The following is a 26663-nucleotide window of genomic DNA, read 5'->3' as shown; positions in this document are numbered from 1 at the left end:
GCGCAGCGCTCCGGCCGCGCCGTTGCGGGCGTTTTTGAGCGGCTCGGGCGCCGTCCTGTTGTACGCCTCCAGCACGGACAGGAACATCATCCCCTCGCCCTGCACCTCGATCAGCCCGTCCCGGTACGGAATCGTCAGCGGAATCGAACGGATCGTCTTGACCTGCGCCAGGATGCTCTCGCCGACCGTGCCGTTGCCGCGCGTCGCCGCCTGCACCAGCTGTCCGCCTTCGTAGGTCAGGTTGAGCGTCAGGCCGTCGAACTTCAGCTCGACGACGTAGGCCGGATCCGGCAGCGGCTCCTCGTCGGGATGCTTGGCGTTGTAGTCGCCGATCGCCCGCAGCAGCCGCTGATTCCAGGCTCGGACGCCCTCTTCGTCCTTGGCTTTGTCGAGGCTCCAGAGGCGCGCGCGGTGGCGATGCGGCTCGAAGCCCTTGAGCACGTCCCCGCCGACGCGCAGCGAGGGCGACTCCGGCAGCACGACGCCGCTCTCCTGCTCCAGCCGGAGCAGCTCGTCGTAGAGCCGGTCGTACTCCGCGTCGCTGATGACCGGCTTGTCGAGCGTATAGTAGTTGTAGTTATGTACGGCAAGCTCTCCGGCGAGCTCGTGCATGCGCTCGATGGCCGCAGGGTCTGCTCCTGCCTTGAGCTCCTCCTGCTGCTCCGTGCGGTTGTCCACTCGTCATCCCGTCCTTCGTCGAAAAAATAAATCATGATATCGGCTGTGAAGCAGGCTTCTTTACCAGTCTATACCAACGGCTGCGGATGCAACCGTGCCCGGGCGCTGAACCGTTCAGAACCCGGGCACGGATACGATGCCGTATGAATATGGACAGGCCTAGCTAGGGGATGAGTGCAGGATCAGCCGTCGACCTTCTCGACCGGCGCGAAGCTGGCGAGCAGCTTCTTGAGGCCGGTCGGCGCCGGAAAGGCGATCTGGATCTCCGTGTCGTTGCCGGCCCCCTTGACCGACACGATCGTTCCGACTCCCCATTTCTTGTGGGAGACCTTGTCGCCGGCGACGAAGCTGCGGGCTGCGTCGCCGATGCCCGCAGCAGGAGCGCCCGGCGTGCTGACCCGCACGCTGCTGCCGCCTGCGGCGGAGCCGGCCGCGGGGGACCCGGCCGGGCGTCCGTAGCGCGAAGCGCCGGAGCCGTAGGCCGGCGCGGAGGCGCCTGCGGAGCTGCCGCCGCGGTAGCCGAAGCCTCCGGCTCCGCCGGCAGCGCCGCCGTACCGCCCGCCGCCGCCGATCGTGCGGCCGGGCGAGGCGATCTCTTTGACTTCGTCCGGGATCTCCTTGAGGAAGCGGGACGGAGGGTTGCTGCTCGTGCGGCCGAACAGCGTGCGCATGCGGGCGCAGGTCAGGAACAGCCGCTGCTCGGCGCGCGTGATGCCGACGTAGGCGAGGCGCCTTTCCTCCTCGAGCTCCTCGTTGTCGGTGAAGGCTCGGCTATGCGGGAAGACGCCCTCCTCGCAGCCGATGATGAAGACGACCGGGAACTCCAGTCCCTTGGCGCTGTGCATCGTCATGAGGATGACCGCGTCCGCCGGAGCGTCGTCCTTGTCGACCGAATCGATGTCGGCGATGAGCGCGAGGTCGGTCAGGAACGAGACGAGCGACTTGTCGTCGTTGCGCTGCTCGAACTCCTGCGTGACGGACAGGAACTCCTCGATGTTCTCGATGCGGGCCTTGGACTCGAGCGTGTTCTCCCGGTGCAGCTCCATCGTGTACTCCGACAGCTCCAGCACCTTCTCGGTCAGCTCGGTGACGGACAGGTAGTCGCGCATCGCCTCGAGGCTGGAGATCATCGAGCGGAACGACTCCAGCAAGGAGCGGGTGCGCCCGTTGATCTCGACGCCGTTCAGGTCGCCGAGCACCTGGTAGATGGACGTCCCGCGCCGGCCCGCCTCCTCGGCGAGCTTGGCGACGGTCGTGTCGCCGATGCCGCGCTTGGGCACGTTGATGATGCGCTCCAGGCTGATGTCGTCGTCCGGGTTGGAGACGAGCCGCAGGTAGCCGAGCAGGTCCTTGATCTCCTTGCGGTCGTAGAACTTGATGCCGCCGACGATCTGGTACGGGATGTCCGACTTGATGAGGATCTCCTCGATGACGCGCGACTGGGCGTTCGTCCGGTACAGGATCGCGTGGTCGGAATAGTTGCGCCCGCCGTTCCGGCCCGAGCGGATCTCGCCCGTGACGAAGTAGCCCTCGTCATGCTCGGACTCGGCCTGGTACAGCGTGATGCTGTCGCCGGCGCCGCGCTCGGTCCAGAGCCGCTTGTCCTTGCGCCCGGTGTTCTGGCCGATGACCGCGTTCGCCGCGTTCAGGATGTTGGAGGTGGAGCGGTAGTTCTGCTCCAGCAGGATCGTGCGCGCCTCCGGGTAGTCCTCCTCAAAGTTGAGGATGTTGGTGATGTCCGCTCCGCGCCAGCGGTAGATCGACTGGTCGCTGTCGCCGACGACGCAGATGTTGTGATGCTTGTCGGCCAGCATGCGGCAAAGCATGTACTGGGCGCGGTTCGTATCCTGGTACTCGTCGACATGCAGGTAGCGGAACTTGTTTTGGTAGAAGTCGAGCACCTCGGGCACGTCCTGGAACAGCTGGATCGTGCTCATGATGAGGTCATCGAAGTCGAGCGAGTTGTTGCTGCGCAGCCGCTTCTGGTACATCTTGTAGACGTCGGAGACGACTTTGTTGAAGTAGTCGGCGCCGGCCTTCTGCTCGAAGCGCGCCGGATCGATCAGCTCGTTCTTGGCGCTGCTGATGACGGACTGCACCGCCTTGGGCTCGAACTTCTTGGTGTCGAGGTTGAGGTCCTTCATGCAGCCGCGGATGACCGACAGCTGGTCGCCGGAGTCGAGGATCGAGAAGTTGGAGGTGAAGCCGATCCGGTCGATGTCCTTGCGCAGGATGCGCACGCACATGGAGTGGAACGTCGACACCCAGATGTCGCTGCCGGAAGGTCCGACGAGCTTGGACACGCGGTCGCGCATCTCGCGGGCGGCCTTGTTGGTGAACGTGATCGCCAGGATGCTCCACGGCGCCACGCGCCGCTTCTCGATCAGCCAGGCGATGCGGTGCGTCAGGACGCGCGTCTTGCCCGAGCCGGCGCCGGCCATGATCAGGAGCGGCCCGTCGGTCGCCTGCACCGCCTCGCGCTGCGGCGGGTTGAGCTTGGCCACCGCCTCTTCGATGCCTATCGGATTCATCATCATAGGTAAGTTGATCTCCTTGTTCGCCTTGTGTTCGCTTCTTTCAGTCTAGGGCAACGAGGCCAGCCGTGTCAATCGGCTGGAACGGTTTCCCGCACCGCCGCCACCGTCGCCAAAGCGGCCTCCGGATCGGCGTACAGCACGTTGCCGACGACGACGGTCGACGCGATCCGCGCGGCCTCGGCCGCGCGCTCCGGCCCGTCGATGCCGCCGCCGTAGACGAGCCGGGCGCCGGACAGCGCCCGCTTGACCCGCCGCAGCAGCGCCATGTCGCCGAAGCGGCCGCTGTACTCCACATACAGCAGCGGCAGCCGCAGCAGCCGGTCGGCAAGCCGCGCATAGGCGGCCGCCTGCAGCTCCGTGAGCGAGGCGTCCGCCCCGCTCACCTTGGCCGCCTCGCAATCCGGGTTGAGGATGAGGTAGCCTTCCGCCCATGTTTTGTCCCAAGGAATGAGGCCGCCCCACTCCTCCAGCGCCTGCGCCTGGCGCCCGGTGATCCAGCTCCCGTCCGGCGTGTTGAGCACGACCGGGACGAGATAGGCGTCGAAGCCGGGCATCGCCAGCTCCGGACGCGTCACCTCCAGCGCCACCGGCATCGGAGCGGCGGCGAGCCGCTCGAGCAGCGCCGCGGTGTTGTCATAGGTGAGGCCGCTCGAGCCGCCGACCAGGATCGCGTCCGTGCCGGAAGCCAGCACGGCGTCCAGCTCCCGCTGCCCGAGCCCGCGGTCCGGATCGAGCTTGAACACATGCCGCCAGCCCTCCATCGCTTCCGTCATAACCGCCTTCTCTCCCGTCTGTCGCGAAGTCTGTTTTTCCAGTCTAGACAAGGGCCTCCGCGGTGTCAACGCAAGCCGGCGCGCGAGCCTGGAGCGGGCTGCATGCAAGGGCCGGAGCCTGTTTCAAAGCAGGCGCCTCGTTGGTAAGGGTGGATACGACAATCGACGAACCGGCCGCTCAGGCCGAAGGAGGAATCGAGCATGCATAAACCGAACGCAAGCGCTGTAGAGACGGAAGCCGGAGCGATCCTGGACGAGCAGCGGGCCAAGCAGGAGCTGAGCCGCGCGGAGGGACGGACCGGGCCGGCGGCGACGGACGGCAAGCCGCATAGCGGCCATGAGCCGCAAGGCGTCGTGGAAGCCGAAGGAACGGTGCATCCGCCGGCGGTCAAGGGCGGCGACGGCCCTGTCCACCAGGACCCTCCCGCCGATGAGGAAGAGGAGCCGGACAGACGACGCGTGCCGAGCGGGAAAGAGCTGACGCCGGACGGAACCCGACGCCCTTATTTCATCTCCATCACGTCCAAGACGATCGAGCATGACCGCTCCAACACGGACCAGCTGGAGATCCTCGCCACGCCGGAGGAGCTGGAGAAGCTGGAGATCCTGCTCGGCGAGATGGAGTCGACGGACGACGTCAGCTCGCTCGTGGCGGCGATTCCCTATAAGTCCAACGACCGCAGCCCGACGCAGAAGAGGTTCCAGAGCTCGGTCAACGACCTCTACAGGACGATCCATTCGCTCGGCACGCCCGAGACGCGGGCTTTCATCGAAGACACGAACCTGTTCCGCGAGCTCAACAACACCGACTTCGACCTGCCGGGCTACGACAAGGAGCCGAAGATTTGAGCGATGCCAGCCATGGAACGAGCAAAAAGCTTCCCATCCGTTCGCGAAGAACGGATGGGAAGCTTTTTTGGCGTTGGTGAAAGCAGCACCCCGCTTAGGAGTAGATCTGGCTGACCTTGCCGTTCGTGAACACGACGTATTGCAGCCAATTGCTCGTGTAGGAGCCGTATCTCCACGTCTCCACGGAGATGCTGCCGGCGTACGCGCTGCTCGTATGGGACGGGCTGCCCCAGCTCATCTTGACCTGCTCCTTGGTCATGCCGATGCTGATCTTCCCGCTGGCGATCTTGTCCCACACCGCGTTCGACCACTTGTACGTCTTGCGCGGATCGGCCGTCAGGAACTGGTCGCTGCTGGCCAGGTTGGAGCGGATCGCCTCGGCGCTCGTGAAGGCCGTATGGAGCAGCTCGCCGGTCGACGCCAGCTTGAACACGACCGTAAATCCGCCGTCGTCATCCGGCCTGATGTCGTAGATCGCCACTTTCTTGAACCGGTACTTGCTGTCGAAGTTGTTGACCCAGTAGCTTTTGCCGATCAGCTTGGTCAAGGTGCCGAGCTTCTCTTTCTTGACGATCTGCTCCGTCTGCGGCGTCGAGATCGCCAGGTCGGCCTTGCCCTGCCATACCGTCATGTACTGGTAGTCGGAGTTCCATTCGAGATTGGCCCCGATCGCCGAGCGCAGCAGGGAAGCCGGGAATACGGCCGCGTCGCCGTACGTCTGCACGGGCCCGGCCATCGCGGTCTTCGCGCCGTTCACGACCGCGGTCGCGCTGCCCTTCTGCAGCTGGATGGAATCGTTGCCGAGCTTGACCTGGAACGTCTTGGAGGCATCGAGGTAGGTCACCTGCGCCCCGAGCTCCGCGAAAAAGGCCTTGATCGGCAAGTACATGACGCCCTTGAGCTGAACGCCGCCGCCGATGTAGTAATCCGCCGAAATGGACACGCGCAGCGTCAGCTTCTCCTCGCCCCAGCTCGCCGTCACGTCCGTCTCGCCGACCGCCAGCGCCTTCATCGTGCCGTCCGGCAGCTTCTGCAGCAGATAAGGCTTCTCGATCACGACATCCGCCTCGGACAGCGGCACCTTGCGGATTTGGCCGTAGCCGTCCGGAGCCTGAACCTGCACCGGCGTCTTTTCGCCGACGACCAGCTCCTTCTTTTCGATCGTGAAGCGGAGCGCGCCGGCCGTTTCCTCTGCGCCAGCCTGTCCCGGCGCCGCAAGCGCCAGCAGGAAGGCGACGGCTGCGACAGCCAGCCATGTCCATCGTTTCATTTTCTTTATCCCCCTATGACTCTATCAAATGACATGGGAAGATAATACCATATGCGACGATCTGTAACCAGACTATTGAACGGGGTCGGAAGCCTTAAAGACGGAGAGCAGCTCCTCCACGACGGCAGGCGCGTCCACCTCGAGCGCGAACGAGACGGGATGGCCGACGCTTGGCTTGACCCGCCGGTCGGTGACGACCATGCCGGCGGTCAGCGGATCGCCGCAGGCGATCGAGGCGAGCAGCGTGCGGCTCGTCACCAGCTCGGGACGGACCGCCGCGATGACGGCGAGCGGATCATGCAGCGGGCAGCTGTCCTTGAAGTCGTTGACGCGGCCGTAGAAGTCGAAGTAGATGCCGAAGCAGTCGTGCAGGAAGCGGGCGACCGGAAGGCCCTCCTCGCCTCCCTGGCGCTCCAGCCGGTCGAGGTCGTCTCGCGTCAGCAGCGTCTGCAGCGTCACGTCGAGGCCGACGACGGTCAGCGGCAGGCCCGCCGCGAACAGCACCTGCGCCGCCTCGGGGTCGCCCCAGAAGTTCGCCTCGGCGGCCGGCGTGATGTTGCCCGGCACGAGCGCGGCTCCGCCCATGACGACGACGCTCCTCAGCTTGGAGGCGATGCCGGGATCCTTTTGCAGCGCGAGCGCGAGGTTGGTCATGCGGCCGGTCAGCACGAGCGTCAGCTCGCCCGGGCGCTCGTTCGCGATGCGCACATAATAGTCTGCCGCATGCTCCGCCTCCGCTTGCTGCGACGACGGCGGCAGCACGGCGCCGCCGATGCCGTTCTCGCCGTGCACGTCGCTCTTGGCGCCGGGGAATTCGCGCGCGAGCGCTTTGTCCGCGCCGGCGTAGACCGGCACGCGTCCTTCCGCGCCGGCGAGCTTCAGCAGCCGCAGCGTATTGTCCGTCGCCTGCTCCACGCCGATGTTGCCGAAGCAGGTGCCGATCGCCTCCAGCGAGATGAGCGGCGACTTGACCGCATAGAGGATGGCGAGCGCATCGTCGATGCCGGTATCGGCGTCGATGATCATCGGCAGCGGGCGGGGATGGGTGCGGTTGAAATTACTTTCGGAAAGGTTCATCGGGTTCATGGGCTCCAGCTCCTGTTTCGGCTTGTTGGTCGGACTTGTTGCGATTGTTTGTCTTGTTGCGCTTGTTGCGCTTGTTGCGCTTGTTGCGCTTGTTGCCTGCGGACTGCCGCAGGCGCAAAAAAAGCTCCCCGGCCTCCCATCGGGAACCGGGGAACGAAGCCGTCCCTCCGCTCAAGGCGGATGAGGGACGGCCGGAATCACTTCGCCAGCTGGCCGCGGGTCACGCCGAGCTGGTTGGTCGCCTTGAGGCTCCGCCACACCTGCGTGCCGCTGATGCGGCCGTCGAGGGCGTCGCGGTACAGCCGCAGCACCTCGCCGACCTTTTCGGCCGGCTCCTCGAGAAACTCGATGCGGTAGGAGCGCACCCCGAGCTCGAGGAAGTTCTTGACGTATTCGGCGCCGGACTGCTCGATGGCGTTGTACACCGTGTTGCGGCAGCCCTCGTCCACGCGTACCGGATGGCTCATGCCGATCCGATCCTGCAGGCTGATGTCATGCTCCTCGCACGGACGGCCGCAGTTGGTGAAGTCGGTGCCTTCGCTGATGAACGTGCAGTAGACGCAATGTTCGGTATGGAACATCGGCAGATGCTGGTGGAGGACGACCTCCAGCGCCTCCGGCTCCGCCGTGCGGCCGAGCAGGTCGACCATCTGCTGGATGTTGAGGTCATAGGACGGCGTCAAGACGTCGCAGCCGGCCTCGCGGAACAGCTCGACCGCCTTGTGGTTGGCGACGTTGAGCGAGAAGTCGCCGATCAGCTGCGGGAACGGCTCGCCCGGACGCTCCATCCGCGCCTTCAGGTAGTAATAAAGCGCGCCGGTGTTGCGCACGAGCACCGCGTCGGGCTTCAGCTTCAGGATGTTGGCGTGGTAGCCGTTCTCCCCCGGCATATGGATGCGCGGCGTCGCCAGCGCGATCGGCTTGCCCGCCGCGCGGGCCGTCTCGATCGCCGCCGGGAACTGCTTGATGAACTCGAAGTCGGCGTAGATCATCGCGACGTCGGTCTCGCAGGCGGCGCGCACCTGCTCGAGCGTGCGGCAGAGCGCCGTCAGGCGCGCCTCGCCGGGCGCGGCCGGAGCGGCGGCCGCCTGCTCCGGCGAGCGCGAGCCGGCCAGCGGATCGGCTTCGCGCTTGACGTAGACCGGCGGCTTGGGCCGCTCGCCGTCGAGCCGCTCGACCGCCTCGCGGCGCAGCCGGTTCAGCTCGCGCACCGGCACGATCAGCTCGCCCTCCAGCTCCACCTCCAGCAGGTCGAGCTGGAACAGCGTGCCGCCGAGGCGGCCGAGCTGATCCTCCAGCAGTTGGCGGTCCATCGGCCGCTTGAGCGCCTTCTCCAGCGGCAGCTCGCTGTCGACCTGCACGGTGTTGCCCTTTTGCACGTCCGTCCACCAGGTGCGCAGCGGCTCGCCCTCGCGGCCTTCGACGCGCAGCGCGAGCGGGAAGACGCGATACGGCTTGTCGGTCTCGAACGTCGCGCGCAGGCGGCGGTCCAGCGCCGGATCGCTCGTCTTCCAGATGCGGTCGCCGGCCTTCACGCGCTGCAGGTTGACGTCATTGCGCCCCGGCACGATGTCGATGACGACGCCTTCGGCGGCTTCGCCCTCGATCTTGACGCCCTGGCGGCGGATGTCGTAGACGCGGCCGCCCTCTTCCTTTTGCGTCGGGTCGCCGGCGTCGAACACGATGCCGTCTCCGCGCTTGAGCGGAGCCTCGATGCGGCAGACGACGCCGTCGCGCAGCACGCGCTCCACGCGACCGAGGTAGACGCCGCGGCTTTTGGGGAAGGAGCCGTCGACGAGCTTCTTGTTGTTGGTGCCGTCCAGAAAGCCGTGCGTGAAGCCGCGCGAGAAGCTCTGCTCCAGCTCGCGGATCTCCTCCCGCGTCGGGCCGCTGCGGTCGCCGTCGAAGTAGGCGTCGATCGCCTTGCGGTACTTGGAGACGACGTTGGCGACGTACTCCGGCGTCTTCAGGCGGCCTTCGATCTTGAAGGAGGTGACGCCCGCCTCGATCAGCTCCGGCACGAGGTCGATGGCCGCCAGGTCCTTGGGCGAGAGCAGATAGGCGATGTCGCCCATCGGCTTCTGCTCGCCGTCGACCATCAGGTCGTACGGCAGGCGGCAGGCCTGCGCGCACTCGCCGCGGTTGGCGGAGCGCCCGCCCCACATTTCCGAGGTGAGGCACTGGCCGGAGTAGCTGACGCACAGCGCGCCATGCACGAACACCTCCATCGGCAGCTTGGCCTGCTCGCCGATCTTGCGGATCTGCTTAAGGTTGTTCTCCCGACCGAGCACGACGCGCTCGAGGTCGAACGGCTTGGTGAACTCGACCGCCTCGGGCGAGGTGATCGTCATCTGCGTGGAGCCGTGGATCGGAAAGTCGGGCGAGATCTCGCGGATCAGCTTCACGAGGCCGAGATCCTGCACGATGACCGCGTCCACGCCCGCGTCGATGCAGGCGTCGATGAGCGCCTTGGCGTCCCGCAGCTCGTCCTCGAATACGAGGATGTTGAACGTCAGGAAGCCCTTGACGCCGTAGCGGTGCAGGAAGCCCATGATTTCCGGCAGCTCGTCCATGCGGAAGTTGTTGGCGCGCGCCCGCGCATTGAATTTCTCGACGCCGAAAAAGATCGCGTCCGCGCCGTTGGCGACGGCGGCCCGCATGCAGTCCCAATCGCCTGCCGGGGCGAGCAGCTCGATGTCTTGCCGTTGCACGCTCCGGAGGGCTGCTGCGGACGGCTCCGCTTGTGCTTGTATCGGTAAGGTCATGCCTATAATAAGCCTCCATATCTCGTACTTGCTTCTACTATAATAGCGCCTTGGTTCCAGCATGGCCGCCGGAAGCGGCCCGCATACTGCTAGTGTAGCAGAGTGGCCGCCGGTTGACCAAGCCTTCGCGGGGATTCGACCGCTGGCAACTTCAGGCCGGCCGCGGCGCTTCCCAACTGCCATACAAGTATGGTAGGATGAAGGCGAGATTGACCGCAGTTCGTACCGAATATAAGGAGGTGAGGTCCCATGTCCGGAGCGACGCCATCTGCCAGCCCCGCTTCCGCCCGAGAGGCGGCGTACCGCCGGCTGCGCGCGGAGATCCTGTCGCTGGAGCTGCCGCCGGGAACGGCCATCAGCGAAAAGGACGTCTCGCTGCGCTTCGGCGTCAGCCGCACGCCGGTGCGCGAATGCTTCGTCCGGCTCGCGCAGGAGGGGCTGCTGGACATCTATCCGCAGCGCGGCACGTACGTCAGCCGCATCGACGCCCATCTCGTCGAGGAAGCGCGCTTCCTGCGCGAGCAGCTGGAGGCGGCGGTCGTGCGGCTCGCGGCGGCGGACGGCCTCGATCCGGTCAGCCTGGCCGAGCTCGAGGCCAACCTGCTGCTGCAGCAGAGCTGCCTCGACGACGGGCAGGACGGCAGCCGCATGTTCCGGCTCGACGAGGAGTTCCATGCCCGGCTGTTCGCCGCCTGCGGCAAAAGCCATACCTGGTCCGTCATCGGCTCGGCCGGCGTGCATCTGAACCGCAGCCGCCGGCTGCGGCTGGCGGCCGACCCGGACTGGCGGCATCTGCTGGAGCAGCATCGCGCGATCCTGCAGGCGATCCGCGAGCGCGCGCCGGAACGCGCGGAGCGCGTCATGCGCGAGCATCTGCAGCTCGTGCGGCTCGACCGGGCGCGGCTCGCGGAGCTTTACCCGGACTATTTCCGGATGTAGCCAGCCGCGGCGGCCGGTCCGGAACGCCGGGCCGCTTCGCTTGACGCTTGGCGCTAGACGCTTGGCCGCAACAAGCAACCGGCAGGAGCCGATCCTGCCGACTTTCAGGGGAGAGGGGCGACGATAGCGGTGAAAATGGTATTCCGCTGGTTCGGAGCAGGCAACGATACGGTGTCGCTGGAGCAGATCCGGCAAATTCCCGGCGTCGAAGGCATCGTCTGGGCACTGCACGACGTGCCGGCCGGAGAAGAGTGGCCGATGGAGAAGATTCTGGAGGTGAAGCGCGCCGCAGATGCGGCCGGGCTGCATATCAAGGTGGTCGAAAGCGTCAACATCCACGAGGACATCAAGCTCGGCCTGCCGTCGCGCGACCGCTGGATCGCGAACTACAAGCGCACGATCGAAAAGCTCGCGCAGGTCGGCGTCGAGGTCATCTGCTACAACTACATGCCGGTGTTCGACTGGCTGCGCACCGACCTCGGCCGGCTTATGGACGACGGCTCGACGGCGCTGTTCTACGAGGCCGCGCGCGTGCGCGACATCGACCCCGCCGAGCTCGTGCGCGAGATCGAGTCCGACTCGACGCTGACGATGCCCGGCTGGGAGCCGGAGCGATTGAAAGCGTTATCCTCGCTATTCGAAGCGTACCGAGGCGTGACGGAGGACGATCTGTTCGAGCATGCGAAATATTTCCTGGACGAGATCATCCCGGTCGCGGAGCAGCACGGCATCCGCATGGCGATCCACCCGGACGATCCGCCGTGGCCGATCTTCGGCCTGCCGCGCATCATTACGTCGCAGGATAATCTGCGCCGCTTCCTGGCGCTGCACGACAGCCCGGCGAACGGCGTGACGCTGTGCAGCGGCTCGCTCGGCGCGAATCCGGCGAACGACATCCCGGCGATGGTGCGCGAGTTCGCGGACCGCATCCCGTTCTGCCATATCCGCAACGTGCGGGTGTACGACAACGGCGACTTCATCGAGACGTCGCATCGGACGCAGGACGGCACGGTCGACATCGCCGGCATCGTGCAGGCGTATCATGACGTCGGCTTCACGGGCTACGCCCGTCCGGACCACGGGCGCCATCTGTGGGCGGAGCAGGTCCGTCCGGGCTACGGGCTGTACGACCGCGCGATGGGCATCATGTACCTGTGGGGGCTGTGGGACGCGCTGGAGCGCCAGCGGGGCCCGCTCGCCCGCGGCTTGGCCGGAGCGGCGGGCCATGCCGAGCCGCCGCTGCGCCGCGAGCGTCCGGCCGCTGTCGCCGCGAGCGAGGCGGCGGCCGCCGGCGAGGCAGCCCCGGCCGGCCGAGAGGAGGCGCGCCCATGAGCGCAGGCAACCGCGAGCAGCTGCTGCGGCCGTCCCTGAGCGGCAAGGTCGCCGTCGTCACCGGCGGCTCCGGCGTGCTCTGCCGGGCGATGGCGCTGGAGCTCGGCCGCCAGGGCACGGCGGTCGCCGTGCTCGGGCGCACGCTGGAGCGCTGCGAGGACGTCGCCCGTGAGATCCGCGAGGCCGGCGGCCGCGCGGTCGCCGTCCGCTGCGACGTCACCGACCGCGCCAGCGTCGAGGCGGCGGCCGAGCAGGTCGAGCGCGAGCTCGGCCGGCCCGACATCCTCGTCAACGGCGCCGGCGGCAACCATCCGAGCGCGATTACCGGCGCGGAGACGTTCCAGCCCGGCGATCTGGAGCGGGACGGCTTCCAGAGCTTCTTTTCGCTGGATCCTGCGGGATTCCGCCATGTGCTCGACCTCAACTTCATGGGCTCGCTGCTGCCGACGCAGATATTCGCCCGCGGCATGCTGGAGAGAGGCGGCAGCATCCTCAACATCAGCTCCATGAGCGCCCCCTCCCCGATGACCAAGGTTCCTGCGTACAGCGCGGCCAAGGCGGCCATCGAGAACTTCACGAAGTGGCTGGCCGTGCATTTCGCCGAGACCGGCATCCGCGTCAACGCGATCGCGCCGGGCTTTTTCGAGACGGCGCAAAATGCCCGGCTGCTGCGCGCCGAGGACGGATCGCTCACCGAGCGGTCCCTCAAGATCATCTCGCATACGCCGATGCGCCGCTTCGGCAAGCCGGACGATCTGCTCGGGACGCTGCTCTGGCTGCTCGACGACGACGCCGCGGCGTTCGTCACCGGCATTACCGTGCCGGTGGACGGCGGCTTCTCCGCCTACTCCGGGGTGTAGCGCGCCATCGCCAGAAGCCCGTTTCGGCATCGGCCGAAACGGGCTTTTTGTCGCGACGCCTTTAGGCGCGGCAGGGAATGCGGATGTGGAGGCTCCATCCGCTAGCTCCGGGCTGGAGCCTCCAGCTTGGCGCGGCCGCCCAAATAAGGGCGCAGCGCCGCCGGGATGGCGATCGAGCCGTCCTCCTGCTGATGGTTCTCCAGCAGCGGGACGAGAATGCGGGGCGACGCGACCGCGGTGTTGTTGAGCGTGTAGGCATGCTTCAGGCTGCCGTCCGCCTCGCGGTAGCGGATGCCGGCGCGACGCGCTTGGTAGTCGAGCAGCAGCGACGACGAATGGGTCTCGCCGTAGGCTTTGCGCCCAGGCATCCACGTCTCGAGGTCGTATTGCTTGTACGTCTTGGCCGACATGTCTCCGGCGCAGACGGCCATGACGCGATGCGGCAGCTCCAGCGCCTCGAGCAGCGAGGCGGCGTGTCCGGTTATTTCCTGCAGCAGCGCCTCCGCTTCGCCGAGATCCGCCCGGCAAAGCACGACCTGCTCGACCTTGGCGAACTGATGGACGCGGTACAGCCCGCGCGTATCGCGTCCGGCCGAGCCGGCCTCGCTGCGGAAGCAGGCCGAGGCGGCGGCGAGCCGGATCGGCCGGTCCAGCTCCAGCACTTCCCCGGCGTAATAAGCGACGAGCGGCACCTCCGCCGTGCCGGCCAGCCTCAAGTCCTCCCCGGCGAGCGCATACACCTGATCCTCGCCGGCCGGGAAAAAGCCCGTCTGCTCGAACGCGCCGCCGCGCAGCATGACCGGCACCTCCAGCAGCTCGAAGCCGGCCGCGAGCAGCCGGTCGACGGCCAGCTGCTGCACCGCCCGATGCAGCAGGGCTCCCATGCCCGTCAAGTAGTAGCTTCTCGAGCCGGCCGTCTTCGCCCCGCGGGCAAAATCGGCCAGCCCGTGCCGCTCGGCCAGCTCGACGTGGTCCAGCGGCTCGAAGCCGAATTCCGGCGGAGCGCCCCGCCTCGCGAACTTCCTCTTCATGCTCCCTGATCCAGGCCAGATCCAGCATCGTCCTTCGCTTCCTTTCCGCTTGCCGTAGTGGATGAAAACACAAAAAGCGCCCAGTCCGCTTGGGACGAGGAGCGCTTTACGACTCGCGGTGCCACCCAATTTGACGGAATGCGGCGCATTCCATCCCCTTTGGTTCCGCGGTAACGGGCGGTGCCGGCAAGCTTAGGAAAGCGGCCGCTTTCTTGACGAGTGCGCCTCCGGGTTGGATTCCCTTCATCGGCATGATGGCGAATGGAGTTTGAACCACTATAGCACAGGACGATACAGCCATCAACCCGATTCGCCCAGGCATGCTTCGCTTTACATTTTCACCGCGTTAAATCTATCCAGCCGCAATATTTTCGTAAGTTGCGTTTAATTTCAGCGATTGTCATTCAGAAATCATCGAATGCACCTTTGAACCATGTGGATCCAGAAATAGTAAAAGGCATTCTTTGTAAATTAATTCTAACCTTTTTGATAGTCAGCCCTTCCATCCCTTGTTATACTGGAGGCATTCTTGGCGCGGCTTCGGCCGGCCCATCCCTTCATCGGAAGCGCAGGTGCCTGACGTACATGTTGGATCATGTTCTTTATCTTCTATTCGGCTTCATGGATGTATTCGCCCTTCTGGTTGTTGCGGCCGCTCTCTTCCGCATTCCTGTCCTCAAGGCGGGTCCGACCCTCGTCCTTGTTGCCGTGCTTGCTTCGCTGCTCTCCTACCTGAATCGGATGGTCATGAACTGGTCCGTCTTCGATTTGCTGGCGCAGACCGCTCTCTCCGCGCTTTTTTTTGTTCTTGTCTTAAAATTCAGACTATTTTGGTCGATGATCATCGTATCTTCCGGCCTCATGGTCTTCCTGCCGCTGCAGTTCACCATCTATGTCCTGCTCACCCGATTCGATTTCTTGCCTGATGCCATCGCCAGCCATAATACGGGATTCGTCTTCGCCCTGCAGCTTCTTACGGATGCTTCCTGCCTGCTGATCGCCTGCGCTCTCCGTCTGGGCAAGCGAGGCTATCGATTCATGCCGCAGGCTCCGCATGACTTCCAGGAGAGGATCCTTTATTTCTCTCCCCGCTACGAAAAGCTGACTCTCGCGCTCGCCGCCAACCTGATCAACATCATGTTCACGCTTTATTTGACCTTGAACGGATGGATCTATTTTTCCTATGCCATTTCGCTGATCGTCCTGTTCACGATGCTGATCCTGTTCGACCAGACGGACAAAAAGAGATGAGCAAGGGGTGAGGCCATGCTGGAGAAATGGTCAATCGCGTTCGCCGACCGATTGATCCGGCACTCTCCGGAAAGCAAGATGCGCGCCGAAGTGCTCGCCTATGCGCTTGGCGTATACTTGAACCTAGCGGCAACGGTCCTCCTGGCGCTGGCGTTCGGCCTCTTGACCGGGGAGCTGGCCCAGACGCTGACGGCCATGCTTCTGTTCAATCTGACGCGTCTGTTTACCGGAGGCTTCCATTTCAAGTCGCTCGGGGCTTGCGCCCTCGCCTCGGCCGCCCTTTACGCCGCCATCCCTTGGTTCGAGCTGGCCGCGCCGACGGCTTCTGCGCTTACGGTTTGGGCGCTCGCGATCTTCCTCCTCCTTGCTCCGGCATCCGCCCCCGAGACGACGCGCTTGCCCCGCCGCCTTCGCCCATGGTTCAAAGCCGTTGCCGTCCTGCTCGCAGCTGCGAATCTTGCGCTCTCCTCCGAGCTTTTCGCCCTTGTCCTCGCCGCCCAGGCCCTGACCTTGCTCCCCGTTCGGAAAGGAGGTGAGGACCGATGAAGAAGCGGACCGCGGCCGCCTGGATGATCGCTTTTCTAAGCACGAGCGCAATGATTTTTTCGATCATGGAGAAACTCAATGTAGGCGCCCGGCCCCTGCCGCCGGAGCTGAGAAAATAGCCTTGCCTTCAGGCCTCGCTTCGAGCGAGGCCGTTTTTCTTTTCATGGCCACTCCCGCCCGTCCTCCCAAGCGAGATAAAAGCGTTCGAACCGCCATGCCTCCGGCGCTTCCGACAGATCGCCGAAGTAGGCCGAGATCGTGTCCCGCTGCGAGCGATGCGCCGCCAACGCGGCCGCCTTGGCCGGCCAGACGGCCTTCGTATCTAGCGCCAGCGCTTCCTTGCGGCCCTCCTGCGCCAGCGTCTCGGAGCCGATATAGACGAGTCGGTCCAGTCCCGGCACGCGCCGCTCCCGGACGAGCCGCGTTCCGATCCGCGAGATCGCCCGATGATCCGGATGGCCGTTGCCGCCATCCGGCGGAAAGGTGACGAGCGTCGACGGCCGCCGGACCGCCAGCCACTGCGCCGCCCGCTCGACCGCTTCCCGCTCGTCCGCTGCGGCCAGCCTGCCGTCCGGATAGCCCAGATGTCCGACCTCGCGGATGCCGAGGATGGCCGCCGCATCCGCGAGCTCCTGCTCCCGAATCTCGCCGAGCCTCCGGCCGAGAGCAGCGGCCAGCTCGCTCCCCCTTTTGCCGGCATCGCCCCGAGTCGCCGTCAGCAGGACGGCCGGCTCTCCCCGCTCGGCCAGCCGGCGGCACAGCGCCGCCGCCAGGAACGCCTCGTCATCCGGATGCGCCAGTAGCAGCGCAACCGGCGTTTTCATTCCGTCCATCTCCAAATCCCTCCGCTTTCTTTGTCCACTTTTTATGCGATTTTGCCGCAACCCGCTTCTGTGGATGAATGCACCGACGCGGGCGTGATATAATGAACTCGTTTGAAACGATAGCGCTACCATCACCCGATCGGGAGGTTTTCCACTTATGAAGCTTGGCGTATTTTCGGTTCTGTTCGCTCAGAAATCGTTCGAGGAATCGCTCGACTACATCGCAGCCAAAGGGCTGGACGCATTGGAAATCGGCACCGGCAACTATCCCGGCAGCCCGCATCTGGATCTGGACGAGCTGCTCGCCGACGACGGCAAGCGCCGCGCCTTCAAGCAGGCGGTCGAATCGCGCGGCCTCATCATCTCCGCGCTGAGCTGCCACGGCAACCCGCTGCACCCGCAAAAAGCCATTTCGACGGAGCATGACACGATCATCCGCAAGACGATCGAGCTGGCGAACCGGCTCGAAGTGCCGGTCGTCAATACGTTCTCCGGCCTGCCCGGCGACCACGAGGACGCGAAGTATCCGAACTGGCCGGTCGCGCCTTGGCCGAACGACTTCCAGGACGTGCTCAAGTGGCAGTGGGAGCAGAAGGTCATCCCGTACTGGAGCGAGATCAACGGCATCTCCGAAGCGGCCGGCGTCAAGATCGGCCTCGAGCTGCACGGCGGCTTCTCCGTCCACACGCCGGCGACGATGCTGCGCCTGCGCGAAGCGACGGGCAAGGCGATCGGCGCCAACCTCGATCCGAGCCACATGTGGTGGCAAGGCATCGATCCGGTCCAGGCCATCCATATTCTTGGCCGCGAAGGCGCGATCCATCACTTCCACGCCAAGGACACGACGATCGACCCGATCAACGTCAACAAGCACGGCGTGACGGACATGCAGTCCTACACGCAGATGCTCGACCGCGCCTGGCAGTTCCGCTCCGTCGGCTTCGGCCACGACCTCAAGGTATGGGCGGACATCATCAGCGCGCTGCGTCTGGTCGGCTACGACTATGTCGTCAGCATCGAGCATGAGGACGGCCTGATGAGCGTCGAGGAAGGCTTCAGCAAAGCGGTCGCCAACCTGCAGCAAGTGCTCATCCGCGAGCCGCTCGGCGAGATGTGGTGGGTGTAAGGCCCAAGATGAAAAAAGCTTCCCCGGCTCCAGCGAGCGCGGGGAAGCTTTTTTTTGCGGGGTCGAGCTCGCGTCCGGACAGGACGCCCTGCCGCGGGAGCCGGTATGTACGGCTGTGAAGCCTAGATGCCCATCCAGATCTTGACCATGAAGAAGTCGACGATGAGGAATACGAGCAGGCAAGCGGCCGTCCAGCCGATGGCGAAGATGTTCTTCTTCTTCTGCGCGACGAGACGCACCAGGCCGAGGGCGATGAGGATGGTGAAGATGACCATGAAGATGTCGAAGGTGTTGAACGTGCTGCTTGTTGCTTCTAGTTCTTCTGCTGCAAGGAACATGGGGTGCTAACCTCCCGGATTAAAGTGCTGGTTGAGACCGCTTCCGACCGGACGCGGCGCGAGCCTTCCGAGGCTTGGCGATCCCTCCTCGAAGGGGGGTCCCCCTCTATGGCTACATATAAGACTATGGTATCTTTTAGGCGGACAGGATGCAAGATGTTTTCGCTCTGTAACCGCTTTGCCACAATTTTGTCACCATATAGGTTGCGACAGAGTCGATGTTCCTATTCCTGGCGTTTATAAAAAAAGCCGATCGCCTGCATCAGCAATCGTTATAGCATGCATCGCGCGCGTTGTTCCCATTTCTACGCCGGTATGGTACGATCGAATTAGCATAATCACACCTTTTTTATCGGAATTGATGCAGGCACCACTAGACCGGGAGGTTCAAGATCATGGCTTACGAAACGCCCTGGATGAACGATCCGTCCAAGCTGAATAAAATGGAGCTGTGGAAGATCGAGAAGGACGGCCTCGACGTCATCCGCACGATCATAGAGAAGTATGCGCTGGAAGGATACGACTCCATTCCCGAAGACGATATGAACCGCTTCAAATGGGCCGGCGTCTACGAGCAGAAGCCGCGCGACGGCTACTTCATGATGCGCATCCGCATCAACTCCGGCGTGCTGACGTCGGCGCAGGCGCGCGCGCTCGCCTCGATCGGCCGCGACTACGGCCGCGGGCTGATCGACGTGACGACGCGCCAGGCGATCCAGTACCACTGGCTGCGCATCGAGCACATGCCGGACATCTTCAAGCGGCTCGAGGAGGTCGGCCTGTACAGCTACGAGTCCTGCGGCGACTGCCCGCGCACGATTGTCGGCAACCCGCTGCAGGGCATCGACAAGGACGAGCTGATGGATACGACGGCGCTCGTGGAGGAAGTGAACGATTTCTTCCTCATGAACCGCGACTTTTCCAACCTGCCCCGCAAATACAAGATGTCCATCTCTGCCAACATCTACAACAACGCGCACGCGGAGATCAACGACCTGGCCTTCACCCCGGCGGTCAAGGAAATCGACGGCGAGGAAGTCATCGGCTTCCACGCCTGGGTCGGCGGCGGTCTGAGCGCCAAGCCCTACTTGGCCAAGGAGCTCGACATCTTCGTCCGTCCGGAGGAAGCGCTCAAGGTCGCCGTCGGCGTCACGACGCTGTTCCGCGACCATGGCTACCGCGAGAAGCGCCATCACGCGCGCCTCAAGTTCCTCGTGGCGGACTGGGGACCGGAGAAGTTCCAGGAAGAGCTGCTCAAGCTGATCGGCGACATGCCGTCCAAGGGCATCAGCAAGACGGTCGGCTGGCAGGCCGCTTACTTCGACGGCGTGCACAAGCAGAAGGACGGCCGCAACTACATCGGCCTCAACGTGCCGGTCGGCCGCACGAACTCGGATGAGCTGGAGCAGCTGTGCGACATCGCCGAGCAATACGGCGAGGGCAAGATCCGCACGACGATGTCCCAGAACATCATCATCACGGGCGTCAAGGACGAGGATCTGGAAGCCGCGCTGGCCGCTCCGGTGTTCCAGCGGCTGACGCCGGATCCGAAGCCGTTCATGAGCCGTACGGTCAGCTGCACCGGCAACGAGTTCTGCAACCTCGCCATCGTCGAGACCAAGGAGCGCGCCCGCCGCGTCGCCGAGTACCTGGACGAGCACGTGCAGCTCGACGAGAAGATCCGCATCCACTTCATCGGCTGCCCGAACGGCTGCGGCCAGAAGCATATCGCGGACATCGGCCTGCAAGGCTCGCTCGTCAAGACGCCGGAAGGCATGGTCGACGCGTTCGACATCGCCGTCGGCGGCATCCTCGGCCCGGGCGCCGTGCTGAACAAGCCGCTCAAGGGCCGCGTCAAGGGCGACGACGTGCCGGCCGTGCTCGCGGGGCTGATCGAGTTCTACAAGCAAGGCCGCGAAAGCGGCGAGACGTTCCATGCCTATGTTCTGCGCGTCGGCGTGCCGGCGTTCCAGGAGAAGCTGACCGAGCTGCTGGCGGCGAAGGCGGCCGGCTGAACGAATTCGTGTTGGAAATTGAGCTCGGCCCTTTCGAGGGCCGGGCTTTTTTTGTCGTGGCAGGGTTGCTGCGCAGCGTTGGGCTGTGTGGAGGAGTGCTGCGCGGCGGACTGCTGCGTGGCGGACTGCTGCGTGGCGGACTGCTGCGTGGCGGACTGCTGCGTGGCGGACTGCTGCGCGGCGGTTGCCGAAGACGATCAGTTGCAGGGGGCGCGTCCGCGAAAGCCGCTCCGAGGATGGAGACTCCTTCCGATTCCGCTGAAGCCCAGATTCCTCTGATCTCCCTTTCCGTTAGCGGAAGGAATCCGGCCTTCAAGGGAACCGCTGCCGCTTCTCCAGGAGCCCTCCATCCCTCCGCTTCCCGCCTCTCTCCGCTAGCCAATCGGTTTTTCGGACATTCCAGAGCATCCTGAGCCAGATGGCGTTGCAGTTGGTCAAAAGCTAACGACGTGCCAGACGCTTACAAGGCCATTTTGGCTCTATCCGCTCAGCTAACGATTTTTCAGATTGTCAGCCGCAGAATTCGACCCGTTTTCGGAGATATGCCGCCCCATTCTGCCGGCTAAGCGTCTGATTCGTCGTTCGCTTCCAGAAAGACAGGATATTGAGCTTCTAAGCCCACCAGCCGTCGTTAGAGCTTTGAATCTAAAATTGCCCGCTCAATCTGCAAAAGTCGGCGCGGAACAGCCAGCGTCGCCAGAACCCCGCAGGCGCCAGCTCGCTGCTCGCCAAAAATAAAAAGCCTGCGCATCCATCCACAGGATGCGCAGGCTTGTAAAGCTGAGGCAGACCCAAATGCTCAGAACTCCGGGCTGAGCGGAACCGCTGCTTGACAGCCGCAGCCGCCGGGACTTGGGCTGGCCGGGAGCCGGCAGCCCGCGCGCCGCGCCGGAAGGCTGGAGGCCAAGCTCAGCCGGAAGGCTCGCCGGCGTCAGGCGCCGCCGGAGCCTTTGGGCTTGCGGCCGCGCTTCTTGGGCGCGGCGGCGTCCGCGGCGTAGGCGGCGCTGCTCTCCGCCGCCAAGGAAGCTCCGCCAGGCGCGGAAGCGTCGCCGGCGGGCTTGCGCGGACGGCCGCGCTTGGCGCCGGCAGCCGCAGAGGCTGCGGCCGGCGCCGCCTCCGCCGCCGGCTCGGCCGCTGCGCCGACCTCGGCCGCGGCTTGGAGCGCCTCCGCGCGGGCGCGCGCTTCCTGCGTGCGGGCGCGGTCGCGCTCGAGCACCGGCCCGAGGTATTTGCCCGTGTACGAGCCCTCGACCTGCACGAGCTGCTCCGGCGTGCCGGTGCCGACGATCATGCCGCCGCCGCTGCCGCCCTCGGGACCGAGGTCGATCAGGTAGTCGGCCGTCTTGATGACGTCGAGGCTATGCTCGATGACGAGCACGGACTCGCCGGAGTCGACGAGCCGGTGCAGGACGAGCAGCAGCCGGTCGACGTCGTCCATATGCAGGCCGGTCGTCGGCTCGTCGAGGATGTAGAACGTGCGGCCGGTGCTGCGGCGGTACAGCTCGGAAGCCAGCTTGACGCGCTGCGCCTCGCCGCCGGACAGCGTCGTCGCCGGCTGGCCCATGTTCATGTAGCCGAGGCCGACGTCGAGCAGCGTCTGCAGCTTGCGGTGGATCTTCGGCAGGTTGCGGAAGAAGTCGGTCGCATCCTCGATCGTCATGTCGAGCACGTCCGAGATGCTCTTGCCCTTGTACTTGACCTCCAGCGTCTCGCGGTTGTACCGCTTGCCCTTGCAGATCTCGCACGGGACGTAGACGTCCGGCAGGAAGTGCATCTCGATCTTGATGATGCCGTCCCCGCGGCAGGCCTCGCAGCGGCCGCCCTTGATGTTGAAGCTGAAGCGGCCCTTCTTGTAGCCGCGCACCTTGGCCTCGGTGGTCGAGGCGAACACGTCGCGGATGTCGTCGAACACGCCGGTGTACGTCGCCGGGTTGGAGCGCGGCGTGCGGCCGATCGGCGATTGGTCGATGTCGATGACCTTGTCCACCTGCTCGAGGCCGCGGATCTCCTTGTGCTCGCCGGGACGAACCTTGGCCCGGTTGAGGTCGCGGGCCAGCGTCTTGTACAGGATCTCGTTGACGAGCGTCGACTTGCCGGAGCCCGAGACGCCGGTGACGGCGGTGAACACGCCGATCGGAATCTTGACGTTGACGCCCCTCAGGTTGTTCTCGCGCGCGCCGCGGATTTCCAGCCACTTGTCCCCGACCGGACGGCGCTGCTCCGGCACGGCGATGAACTTGCGCCCGCTCAGGTACTGGCCGGTGAGCGAGTTCTCGTCGGCCATGACCTCCTGCGGCGTCCCCTGCGCGATGATGTGTCCGCCGTGGATGCCGGCGCCCGGCCCGATGTCGATGATGTAGTCGGCGGCGAGCATCGTATCCTCGTCATGCTCGACGACGATGAGCGTGTTGCCGAGGTTACGCATATGCTCCAGCGTGCCGATCAGCCGGTCGTTGTCGCGCTGGTGCAGGCCGATGCTCGGCTCGTCCAGGATGTAGAGGACGCCCATCAGGCTGGAGCCGATCTGCGTGGCGAGCCGGATGCGCTGCGCCTCTCCGCCGGACAGCGTGCCGGCCGCGCGGGCCATCGTCAGGTAGTTCAAGCCGACGTTGACGAGGAAGCCGAGCCGGCTGTTGATCTCCTTGAGGATCAGGTTGGAGATCATGCGGTCCTTCTCGCTCAGGTCGAGTCCCTCGAAAAAGTCCTTGGCATCGCCGATCGACAGCGAGGTCGCGTAGGCGATGTTTCGGCCGCCGACGGTGACGGCGAGGCTTTCCTTCTTGAGGCGATGGCCTTTGCAGGTGCCGCAAGGCTTGGCGCTCATGTACTCCTCGATGTACTCCCGCATCGAGTCGGACGCCGTATCGCGGTAGCGGCGGGCGAGGTTGTTGACGACGCCCTCGAACGGCACGTACGCCTCCTTGCGGAAGCCGAAGTCGTTCTCGTACTGGAAGCGGACCTTCTCCCCGCCGGTGCCGTACAGCAGCTTTTTCATCTGCTCGTCCGTCAGCTCGCGGACGGGAACGTCCAGCGGGATGCCGTAGTGCTTGCAGACGGACGCCATGAACTGAGGGTAGTAGTTGGACGTGCTGCCCGCCCACGCCTCGAAGGCGCCGCCGGCGATCGTCTTGGAGCTGTCGTGGATGAGCAGGTCCGGGTCGACGATCATTTTGGCGCCGAGCCCGTCGCAGTCGGGGCAGGCGCCGAACGGGCTGTTGAACGAGAACATGCGCGGCGACAGCTCGTCGATGCTGAAGCCGCATACCGGGCAGGCCAGATTGGAGCTGAACAGCAGCTCCTCCTGGTCGATGACGTCGACGATGACCTGTCCCTCGGACAGCTTGAGCGCCGTCTCGAGCGAGTCGGCCAGCCGGACGCGCACGTCGTCCTTGACGACGATCCGGTCGACGACGACCTCGATGCTGTGCTTCTTGTTCTTCTCGAGCTCGATGCTCTCGCTCAGTTCGCGCAGCTCGCCGTCCACGCGCACGCGCACGAAGCCCTGCTTCTGGATGTCCTGCAGCAGCTTGCTGTGCTCGCCCTTGCGTCCGCTGACGATCGGCGCGAGGACCTGCAGCCGCGTCCGCTCCGGATACTCCAGGATGCGGTCGACCATCTGCTCGACGGTCTGCGACGTGATCTCGATGCCGTGCTCCGGGCAGTGCGGCTTGCCGATGCGGGCGAACAGCAGGCGCAGATAGTCGTAGATCTCCGTCACCGTGCCGACGGTCGAGCGCGGGTTGCGGCTCGTCGTCTTCTGGTCGATGGAGATGGCGGGACTCAGCCCCTCGATGGAGTCGACGTCGGGCTTCTCCATCTGGCCGAGGAATTGTCGGGCATAGGCCGACAGCGACTCGACGTAGCGGCGCTGGCCTTCGGCGTAGATCGTGTCGAAGGCGAGCGACGACTTGCCGGAGCCGCTCAGGCCGGTCAGCACAACGAACTTGTCGCGCGGGATGGTGACGTCGATGTTTTTCAGGTTGTGGGCTCGGGCGCCCTTGATCTCGATCCGATCGCTTGCCACAGTGGGGTTCCTCCCTATCGAAAATGGAAGGCCCGGAACGCCCGGGCCTTACCTGTATCTATGCCGGGCCAAAACGCCTGCTCCGAATGTCGGGCGGGCCGCCTCAGCCTTCCTCCGCCCGCAGCTCGAGCAGCGCGTCGCGCAGCTCCGCCGCCCGCTCGAACTGCAGGCTCTTGGCCGCTTCCTTCATCTCCGCCTCCAGGCGGTTGATGACTTGCTGGCGCTCCTTCTTGGTCAGCTTGCCGCCGGAGATGCCGTCGAGCACGCCTGACTTGGACTCCGCCGACTTGGTCGCCTCGATCACCTCATGGATCCGCTTGCGGATCGTCTGCGGCGTGATGCCGTGCTTCTCGTTGTACGCCTCCTGGATGGCGCGGCGGCGCTGCGTCTCGGAAATCGCCCGCTCCATGGAGTCGGTGATCTTGTCGCCGTACATGATGACCCGCCCCTCGGAGTTGCGCGCCGCGCGGCCGATCGTCTGGATGAGCGAGCGCTCCGAGCGCAGGAAGCCTTCCTTGTCGGCGTCGAGGATCGCGACGAGCGACACCTCGGGCAGGTCGAGCCCTTCGCGCAGCAGGTTGATGCCGACGAGCACATGGAACGTGCCGACGCGCAGGTCGCGCAGGATCGCCATCCGCTCCAGCGTCTTGATGTCGGAGTGCAGGTAGCGCACCTTGATGCCGACTTCCTTGAAATAGTCGGTCAGGTCCTCGGACATCTTCTTGGTCAGGGTCGTGACGAGCACGCGCTCGTCCTTGGCGATGCAGTCGCGGATCTCGCCGAGCAGGTCGTCGATCTGGCCCTTGGTCGGGCGCACCTCGATGATCGGATCGAGCAGGCCGGTCGGTCGGATGATCTGCTGCACCGGCTCATGCGGCGACGTCTCCAGCTCGTACGGCCCCGGCGTCGCCGAGACGTAGATCGTCTGCTTGTCCTTGGCCTCGAACTCCTCGAACTTGAGCGGCCGGTTGTCCATCGCCGACGGCAGCCGGAAGCCGTGCTCCACGAGCACCTCCTTGCGCGCGCGGTCGCCGTTGTACATGGCGCGCACCTGCGGCAGCGTCACATGGGACTCGTCGATGACGATCAGCATGTCGTCGGGGAAATAGTCCATGAGCGTATACGGCGTGGCGCCGCGCTCGCGGAACGTGAGCGGCCCGGAGTAGTTCTCGATGCCGGAGCAGAAGCCCATCTCCTGCATCATCTCGATGTCGTAGCGCGTCCGCTGCTCCAGCCGCTGCGCCTCCAGCAGCTTGCCGTTCTCCCGCAGCTCGGCGAGCCGCTCCTCCAGCTCCCGCTCGATGTTGACGAGCGCGATCTTCATCTTGTCCTCGTGGGTGACGAAGTGGGACGCCGGGAAGATCGCGACATGGTCGCGCTCGCCGACGATCTCGCCGGTCAGCACGTCGATCTCCGTGATGCGCTCGATCTCGTCGCCGAACAGCTCGACGCGGATCGCCCGCTCGTTGTTCGCCACGGGAAAGATCTCGACGATGTCGCCGCGCACGCGGAACGTGCCGCGCACGAAGTTGATATCGTTGCGCTGGTACTGGATGTCGACGAGCTTGTGCAGGATCTCGTCGCGGCCCTTCTCCATGCCCTTGCGCAGCGACAGCACGAGGCTGCCGTACTCCGACGGCGAGCCGAGGCCGTAGATGCACGACACGCTGGCGACGATGATGACGTCGCGGCGCTCGAACAGCGAGCTGGTCGCGGAGTGGCGCAGCTTGTCGATCTCGTCGTTGATGCTGGAATCCTTCTCGATGTAGGTGTCGGTCGACGGGAGGTAGGCTTCGGGCTGGTAGTAGTCGTAGTAGCTGACGAAGTAGGAGACGGCGTTGTCGGGGAAGAACTCCTGGAACTCGCTGCACAGCTGCGCCGCGAGCGTCTTGTTGTGGGCGATGACGAGCGTCGGCCGGTTCAGCTGCGCGATCGTGTTGGCGATCGTGTAGGTTTTGCCCGTGCCGGTCGCTCCGAGCAGGATCTGATGCTTGCGTCCCTCGCGGACGCCCTCGACGAGCCGGCTGATCGCGCCCGGCTGGTCGCCCTGCGGCGTGTAGTCGGACTTCAGCTGGAAAAGCTTGGGCTGCTGAGCCTTCTCGGCCATAGGCATGGCTCACCTCTTCCTCGATGAATGACGCGGAAGTCCTGGTCCCAAAGTCCCGGTTCCGCGAATGAAATCTATTATTATATGAGTAAATCCCTATTTATCTGTATGCCCAAAACGGCCGATAAATAAGAGGAATCGTCTCGAATCCGCAGGCGGGACCTCGATAAGAATGTCTGTTCCCGTCCCTCATTATACCGGGTAGAAAACCCGCTTGCAATAAGGCGAGACAGCTTTGCCAACAACTGGCGCCCGGCAGCTCTCCTGCACACGGGAGAGCGCATCCTTTTTTATACGACAATAGCGGGAGCG

18 protein-coding genes and 2 pseudogenes (1 of these 20 cut by a window edge) are annotated in these 26663 nt (G+C 64.8%); 9 read left to right on the top strand and 11 right to left on the bottom strand.

Features of this window, described 5'->3' with window-relative positions; all coding sequences use genetic code 11:
• From ligA to GE073_RS02810, 3 genes are all read right to left on the bottom strand, one after another.
• On the bottom strand, positions 1 to 612 hold the beginning of the coding sequence (gene ligA / locus GE073_RS02820; protein WP_153784647.1) for an NAD-dependent DNA ligase LigA. It extends 1395 nt beyond the left edge of the window; the window shows 612 of its 2007 coding nt (coding positions 1-612); its start codon is at positions 610 to 612; its stop codon lies beyond the left edge, outside the window.
• 248 nt (positions 613 to 860) lie between these two features.
• A complete protein-coding gene (gene pcrA / locus GE073_RS02815) occupies positions 861 to 3212 on the bottom strand; it encodes a DNA helicase PcrA (RefSeq protein WP_153784646.1) in 2352 nt (783 codons plus the stop codon).
• A gap of 71 nt (positions 3213 to 3283) precedes the next feature.
• Complete coding sequence (locus GE073_RS02810; protein ID WP_028597931.1) at positions 3284 to 3988, bottom strand: geranylgeranylglyceryl/heptaprenylglyceryl phosphate synthase; 705 nt, start codon at positions 3986 to 3988, stop codon at positions 3284 to 3286.
• A gap of 201 nt (positions 3989 to 4189) precedes the next feature.
• Between GE073_RS02810 and GE073_RS02805 the strand changes: the two genes are divergently transcribed.
• A complete protein-coding gene (locus GE073_RS02805; RefSeq protein ID WP_028597932.1) occupies positions 4190 to 4837 on the top strand; it encodes a hypothetical protein in 648 nt (215 codons plus the stop codon).
• A 94-nt stretch (positions 4838 to 4931) separates the two neighbouring features.
• On the opposite strand, the gene GE073_RS02800 is transcribed toward GE073_RS02805, so the two are convergent.
• The 3 genes from GE073_RS02800 to GE073_RS02790 all read right to left on the bottom strand — a co-directional run bounded on the left by GE073_RS02800 (position 4932) and on the right by GE073_RS02790 (position 9958).
• Positions 4932 to 6107 carry a stalk domain-containing protein gene (locus GE073_RS02800; RefSeq protein ID WP_028597933.1) on the bottom strand — a complete coding sequence of 392 codons (1176 nt, stop codon included), beginning with the start codon at positions 6105 to 6107 and terminating at the stop codon, positions 4932 to 4934.
• Positions 6108 to 6179: 72 nt separating this feature from the next.
• Positions 6180 to 7193: a nucleoside hydrolase gene (locus GE073_RS02795; RefSeq protein ID WP_228551244.1), complete on the bottom strand. Its 1014-nt coding sequence runs from the start codon at positions 7191 to 7193 to the stop codon at positions 6180 to 6182.
• A gap of 197 nt (positions 7194 to 7390) precedes the next feature.
• The gene (locus GE073_RS02790) at positions 7391 to 9958 is read right to left on the bottom strand and encodes a U32 family peptidase (protein ID WP_052333033.1); all 2568 of its coding nucleotides are present in this window, start codon (positions 9956 to 9958) and stop codon (positions 7391 to 7393) included.
• A 249-nt stretch (positions 9959 to 10207) separates the two neighbouring features.
• Between GE073_RS02790 and GE073_RS02785 the strand changes: the two genes are divergently transcribed.
• The 3 genes from GE073_RS02785 to GE073_RS02775 all read left to right on the top strand — a co-directional run bounded on the left by GE073_RS02785 (position 10208) and on the right by GE073_RS02775 (position 13089).
• Entirely contained in the window at positions 10208 to 10897 is a 690-nt protein-coding gene (locus tag GE073_RS02785; RefSeq protein ID WP_028597936.1) for a GntR family transcriptional regulator, read from the top strand.
• A 129-nt stretch (positions 10898 to 11026) separates the two neighbouring features.
• Positions 11027 to 12229, top strand: a complete 1203-nt coding sequence (gene uxuA / locus GE073_RS02780) for a mannonate dehydratase (protein ID WP_101808483.1) — start codon at positions 11027 to 11029, stop codon at positions 12227 to 12229.
• Positions 12226 to 13089 (top strand): SDR family oxidoreductase, encoded by an 864-nt coding sequence (locus GE073_RS02775; protein WP_043111030.1) that lies wholly within the window; start codon positions 12226 to 12228, stop codon positions 13087 to 13089. Before uxuA ends, GE073_RS02775 begins: the two co-directional genes overlap by 4 nt.
• A 101-nt stretch (positions 13090 to 13190) precedes the next feature.
• Here GE073_RS02775 and serS read toward each other — a convergent pair.
• Positions 13191 to 14102, bottom strand: a pseudogene (gene serS, locus GE073_RS02770) (serine--tRNA ligase); the annotation flags it as partial.
• A gap of 444 nt (positions 14103 to 14546) precedes the next feature.
• On the opposite strand from serS, the gene GE073_RS02765 reads away from it, so the two are divergent.
• Genes GE073_RS02765 through GE073_RS25735 form a run of 3 tightly spaced genes read left to right on the top strand, consistent with a single transcriptional unit; the run spans position 14547 to position 16036 of the window.
• Positions 14547 to 15371: a hypothetical protein gene (locus GE073_RS02765; protein ID WP_153782731.1), complete on the top strand. Its 825-nt coding sequence runs from the start codon at positions 14547 to 14549 to the stop codon at positions 15369 to 15371.
• A gap of 15 nt (positions 15372 to 15386) precedes the next feature.
• Positions 15387 to 15917 (top strand): accessory gene regulator B family protein, encoded by a 531-nt coding sequence (locus tag GE073_RS02760; RefSeq protein WP_028597940.1) that lies wholly within the window; start codon positions 15387 to 15389, stop codon positions 15915 to 15917.
• Positions 15914 to 16036 (top strand): hypothetical protein, encoded by a 123-nt coding sequence (locus GE073_RS25735; RefSeq protein WP_255309788.1) that lies wholly within the window; start codon positions 15914 to 15916, stop codon positions 16034 to 16036. Before GE073_RS02760 ends, GE073_RS25735 begins: the two co-directional genes overlap by 4 nt.
• A 42-nt stretch (positions 16037 to 16078) precedes the next feature.
• Here GE073_RS25735 and GE073_RS02755 read toward each other — a convergent pair whose 3' ends face one another.
• A complete protein-coding gene (locus GE073_RS02755) occupies positions 16079 to 16750 on the bottom strand; it encodes a PIG-L family deacetylase (protein ID WP_194843254.1) in 672 nt (223 codons plus the stop codon).
• A gap of 148 nt (positions 16751 to 16898) precedes the next feature.
• Here GE073_RS02755 and GE073_RS02750 point away from each other — a divergent pair, with 148 nt between their 5' ends.
• A complete protein-coding gene (locus GE073_RS02750; RefSeq protein WP_028597941.1) occupies positions 16899 to 17867 on the top strand; it encodes a sugar phosphate isomerase/epimerase family protein in 969 nt (322 codons plus the stop codon).
• Positions 17868 to 17989: 122 nt separating this feature from the next.
• Here the strand turns inward: GE073_RS02750 and GE073_RS02745 are convergent, their stop codons facing one another.
• Complete coding sequence (locus GE073_RS02745; protein ID WP_028597942.1) at positions 17990 to 18205, bottom strand: hypothetical protein; 216 nt, start codon at positions 18203 to 18205, stop codon at positions 17990 to 17992.
• Between the two features lie 395 nt (positions 18206 to 18600).
• Between GE073_RS02745 and GE073_RS02740 the strand changes: the two genes are divergently transcribed.
• The gene (locus GE073_RS02740) at positions 18601 to 20220 is read left to right on the top strand and encodes a nitrite/sulfite reductase (protein WP_153782729.1); all 1620 of its coding nucleotides are present in this window, start codon (positions 18601 to 18603) and stop codon (positions 20218 to 20220) included.
• A gap of 1186 nt (positions 20221 to 21406) precedes the next feature.
• On the opposite strand, the pseudogene uvrA reads toward GE073_RS02740, so the two are convergent.
• A pseudogene (uvrA, locus tag GE073_RS02735) lies at positions 21407 to 24244 on the bottom strand (excinuclease ABC subunit UvrA); the annotation flags it as partial.
• Positions 24245 to 24347: 103 nt separating this feature from the next.
• A complete protein-coding gene (uvrB, locus tag GE073_RS02730; RefSeq protein ID WP_153784645.1) occupies positions 24348 to 26351 on the bottom strand; it encodes an excinuclease ABC subunit UvrB in 2004 nt (667 codons plus the stop codon).
• Positions 26352 to 26663 lie beyond the last annotated feature (312 nt).

The organism is Paenibacillus sp. B01 (assembly GCF_009649995.1).
In the GTDB taxonomy this organism is placed as follows: Bacteria; Bacillota; Bacilli; order Paenibacillales; family Paenibacillaceae; genus Paenibacillus_O; species Paenibacillus_O pasadenensis.
Note: the sequence above shows the minus strand (reverse complement) of the source record. Positions and strands in the feature narration are given on the sequence as shown.

What these genes read in the sequence shown, in the direction of transcription:
- pcrA (WP_153784646.1), bottom strand. Translation starts at nt 3,212, where the DNA reads ATGATGAATCCGATAGGCATCGAAGAGGCGGTGGCCAAGCTCAACCCG.
- GE073_RS02810 (WP_028597931.1), bottom strand. Translation starts at nt 3,988, where the DNA reads ATGACGGAAGCGATGGAGGGCTGGCGGCATGTGTTCAAGCTCGATCCG.
- GE073_RS02805 (WP_028597932.1), top strand. Translation starts at nt 4,190, where the DNA reads ATGCATAAACCGAACGCAAGCGCTGTAGAGACGGAAGCCGGAGCGATC.
- GE073_RS02800 (WP_028597933.1), bottom strand. Translation starts at nt 6,107, where the DNA reads ATGAAACGATGGACATGGCTGGCTGTCGCAGCCGTCGCCTTCCTGCTG.
- GE073_RS02795 (WP_228551244.1), bottom strand. Translation starts at nt 7,193, where the DNA reads ATGAACCCGATGAACCTTTCCGAAAGTAATTTCAACCGCACCCATCCC.
- GE073_RS02790 (WP_052333033.1), bottom strand. Translation starts at nt 9,958, where the DNA reads ATGACCTTACCGATACAAGCACAAGCGGAGCCGTCCGCAGCAGCCCTC.
- GE073_RS02785 (WP_028597936.1), top strand. Translation starts at nt 10,208, where the DNA reads ATGTCCGGAGCGACGCCATCTGCCAGCCCCGCTTCCGCCCGAGAGGCG.
- GE073_RS02775 (WP_043111030.1), top strand. Translation starts at nt 12,226, where the DNA reads ATGAGCGCAGGCAACCGCGAGCAGCTGCTGCGGCCGTCCCTGAGCGGC.
- GE073_RS02760 (WP_028597940.1), top strand. Translation starts at nt 15,387, where the DNA reads ATGCTGGAGAAATGGTCAATCGCGTTCGCCGACCGATTGATCCGGCAC.
- GE073_RS25735 (WP_255309788.1), top strand. Translation starts at nt 15,914, where the DNA reads ATGAAGAAGCGGACCGCGGCCGCCTGGATGATCGCTTTTCTAAGCACG.
- GE073_RS02755 (WP_194843254.1), bottom strand. Translation starts at nt 16,750, where the DNA reads ATGGACGGAATGAAAACGCCGGTTGCGCTGCTACTGGCGCATCCGGAT.
- GE073_RS02750 (WP_028597941.1), top strand. Translation starts at nt 16,899, where the DNA reads ATGAAGCTTGGCGTATTTTCGGTTCTGTTCGCTCAGAAATCGTTCGAG.
- GE073_RS02745 (WP_028597942.1), bottom strand. Translation starts at nt 18,205, where the DNA reads ATGTTCCTTGCAGCAGAAGAACTAGAAGCAACAAGCAGCACGTTCAAC.
- GE073_RS02740 (WP_153782729.1), top strand. Translation starts at nt 18,601, where the DNA reads ATGGCTTACGAAACGCCCTGGATGAACGATCCGTCCAAGCTGAATAAA.
- uvrB (WP_153784645.1), bottom strand. Translation starts at nt 26,351, where the DNA reads ATGGCCGAGAAGGCTCAGCAGCCCAAGCTTTTCCAGCTGAAGTCCGAC.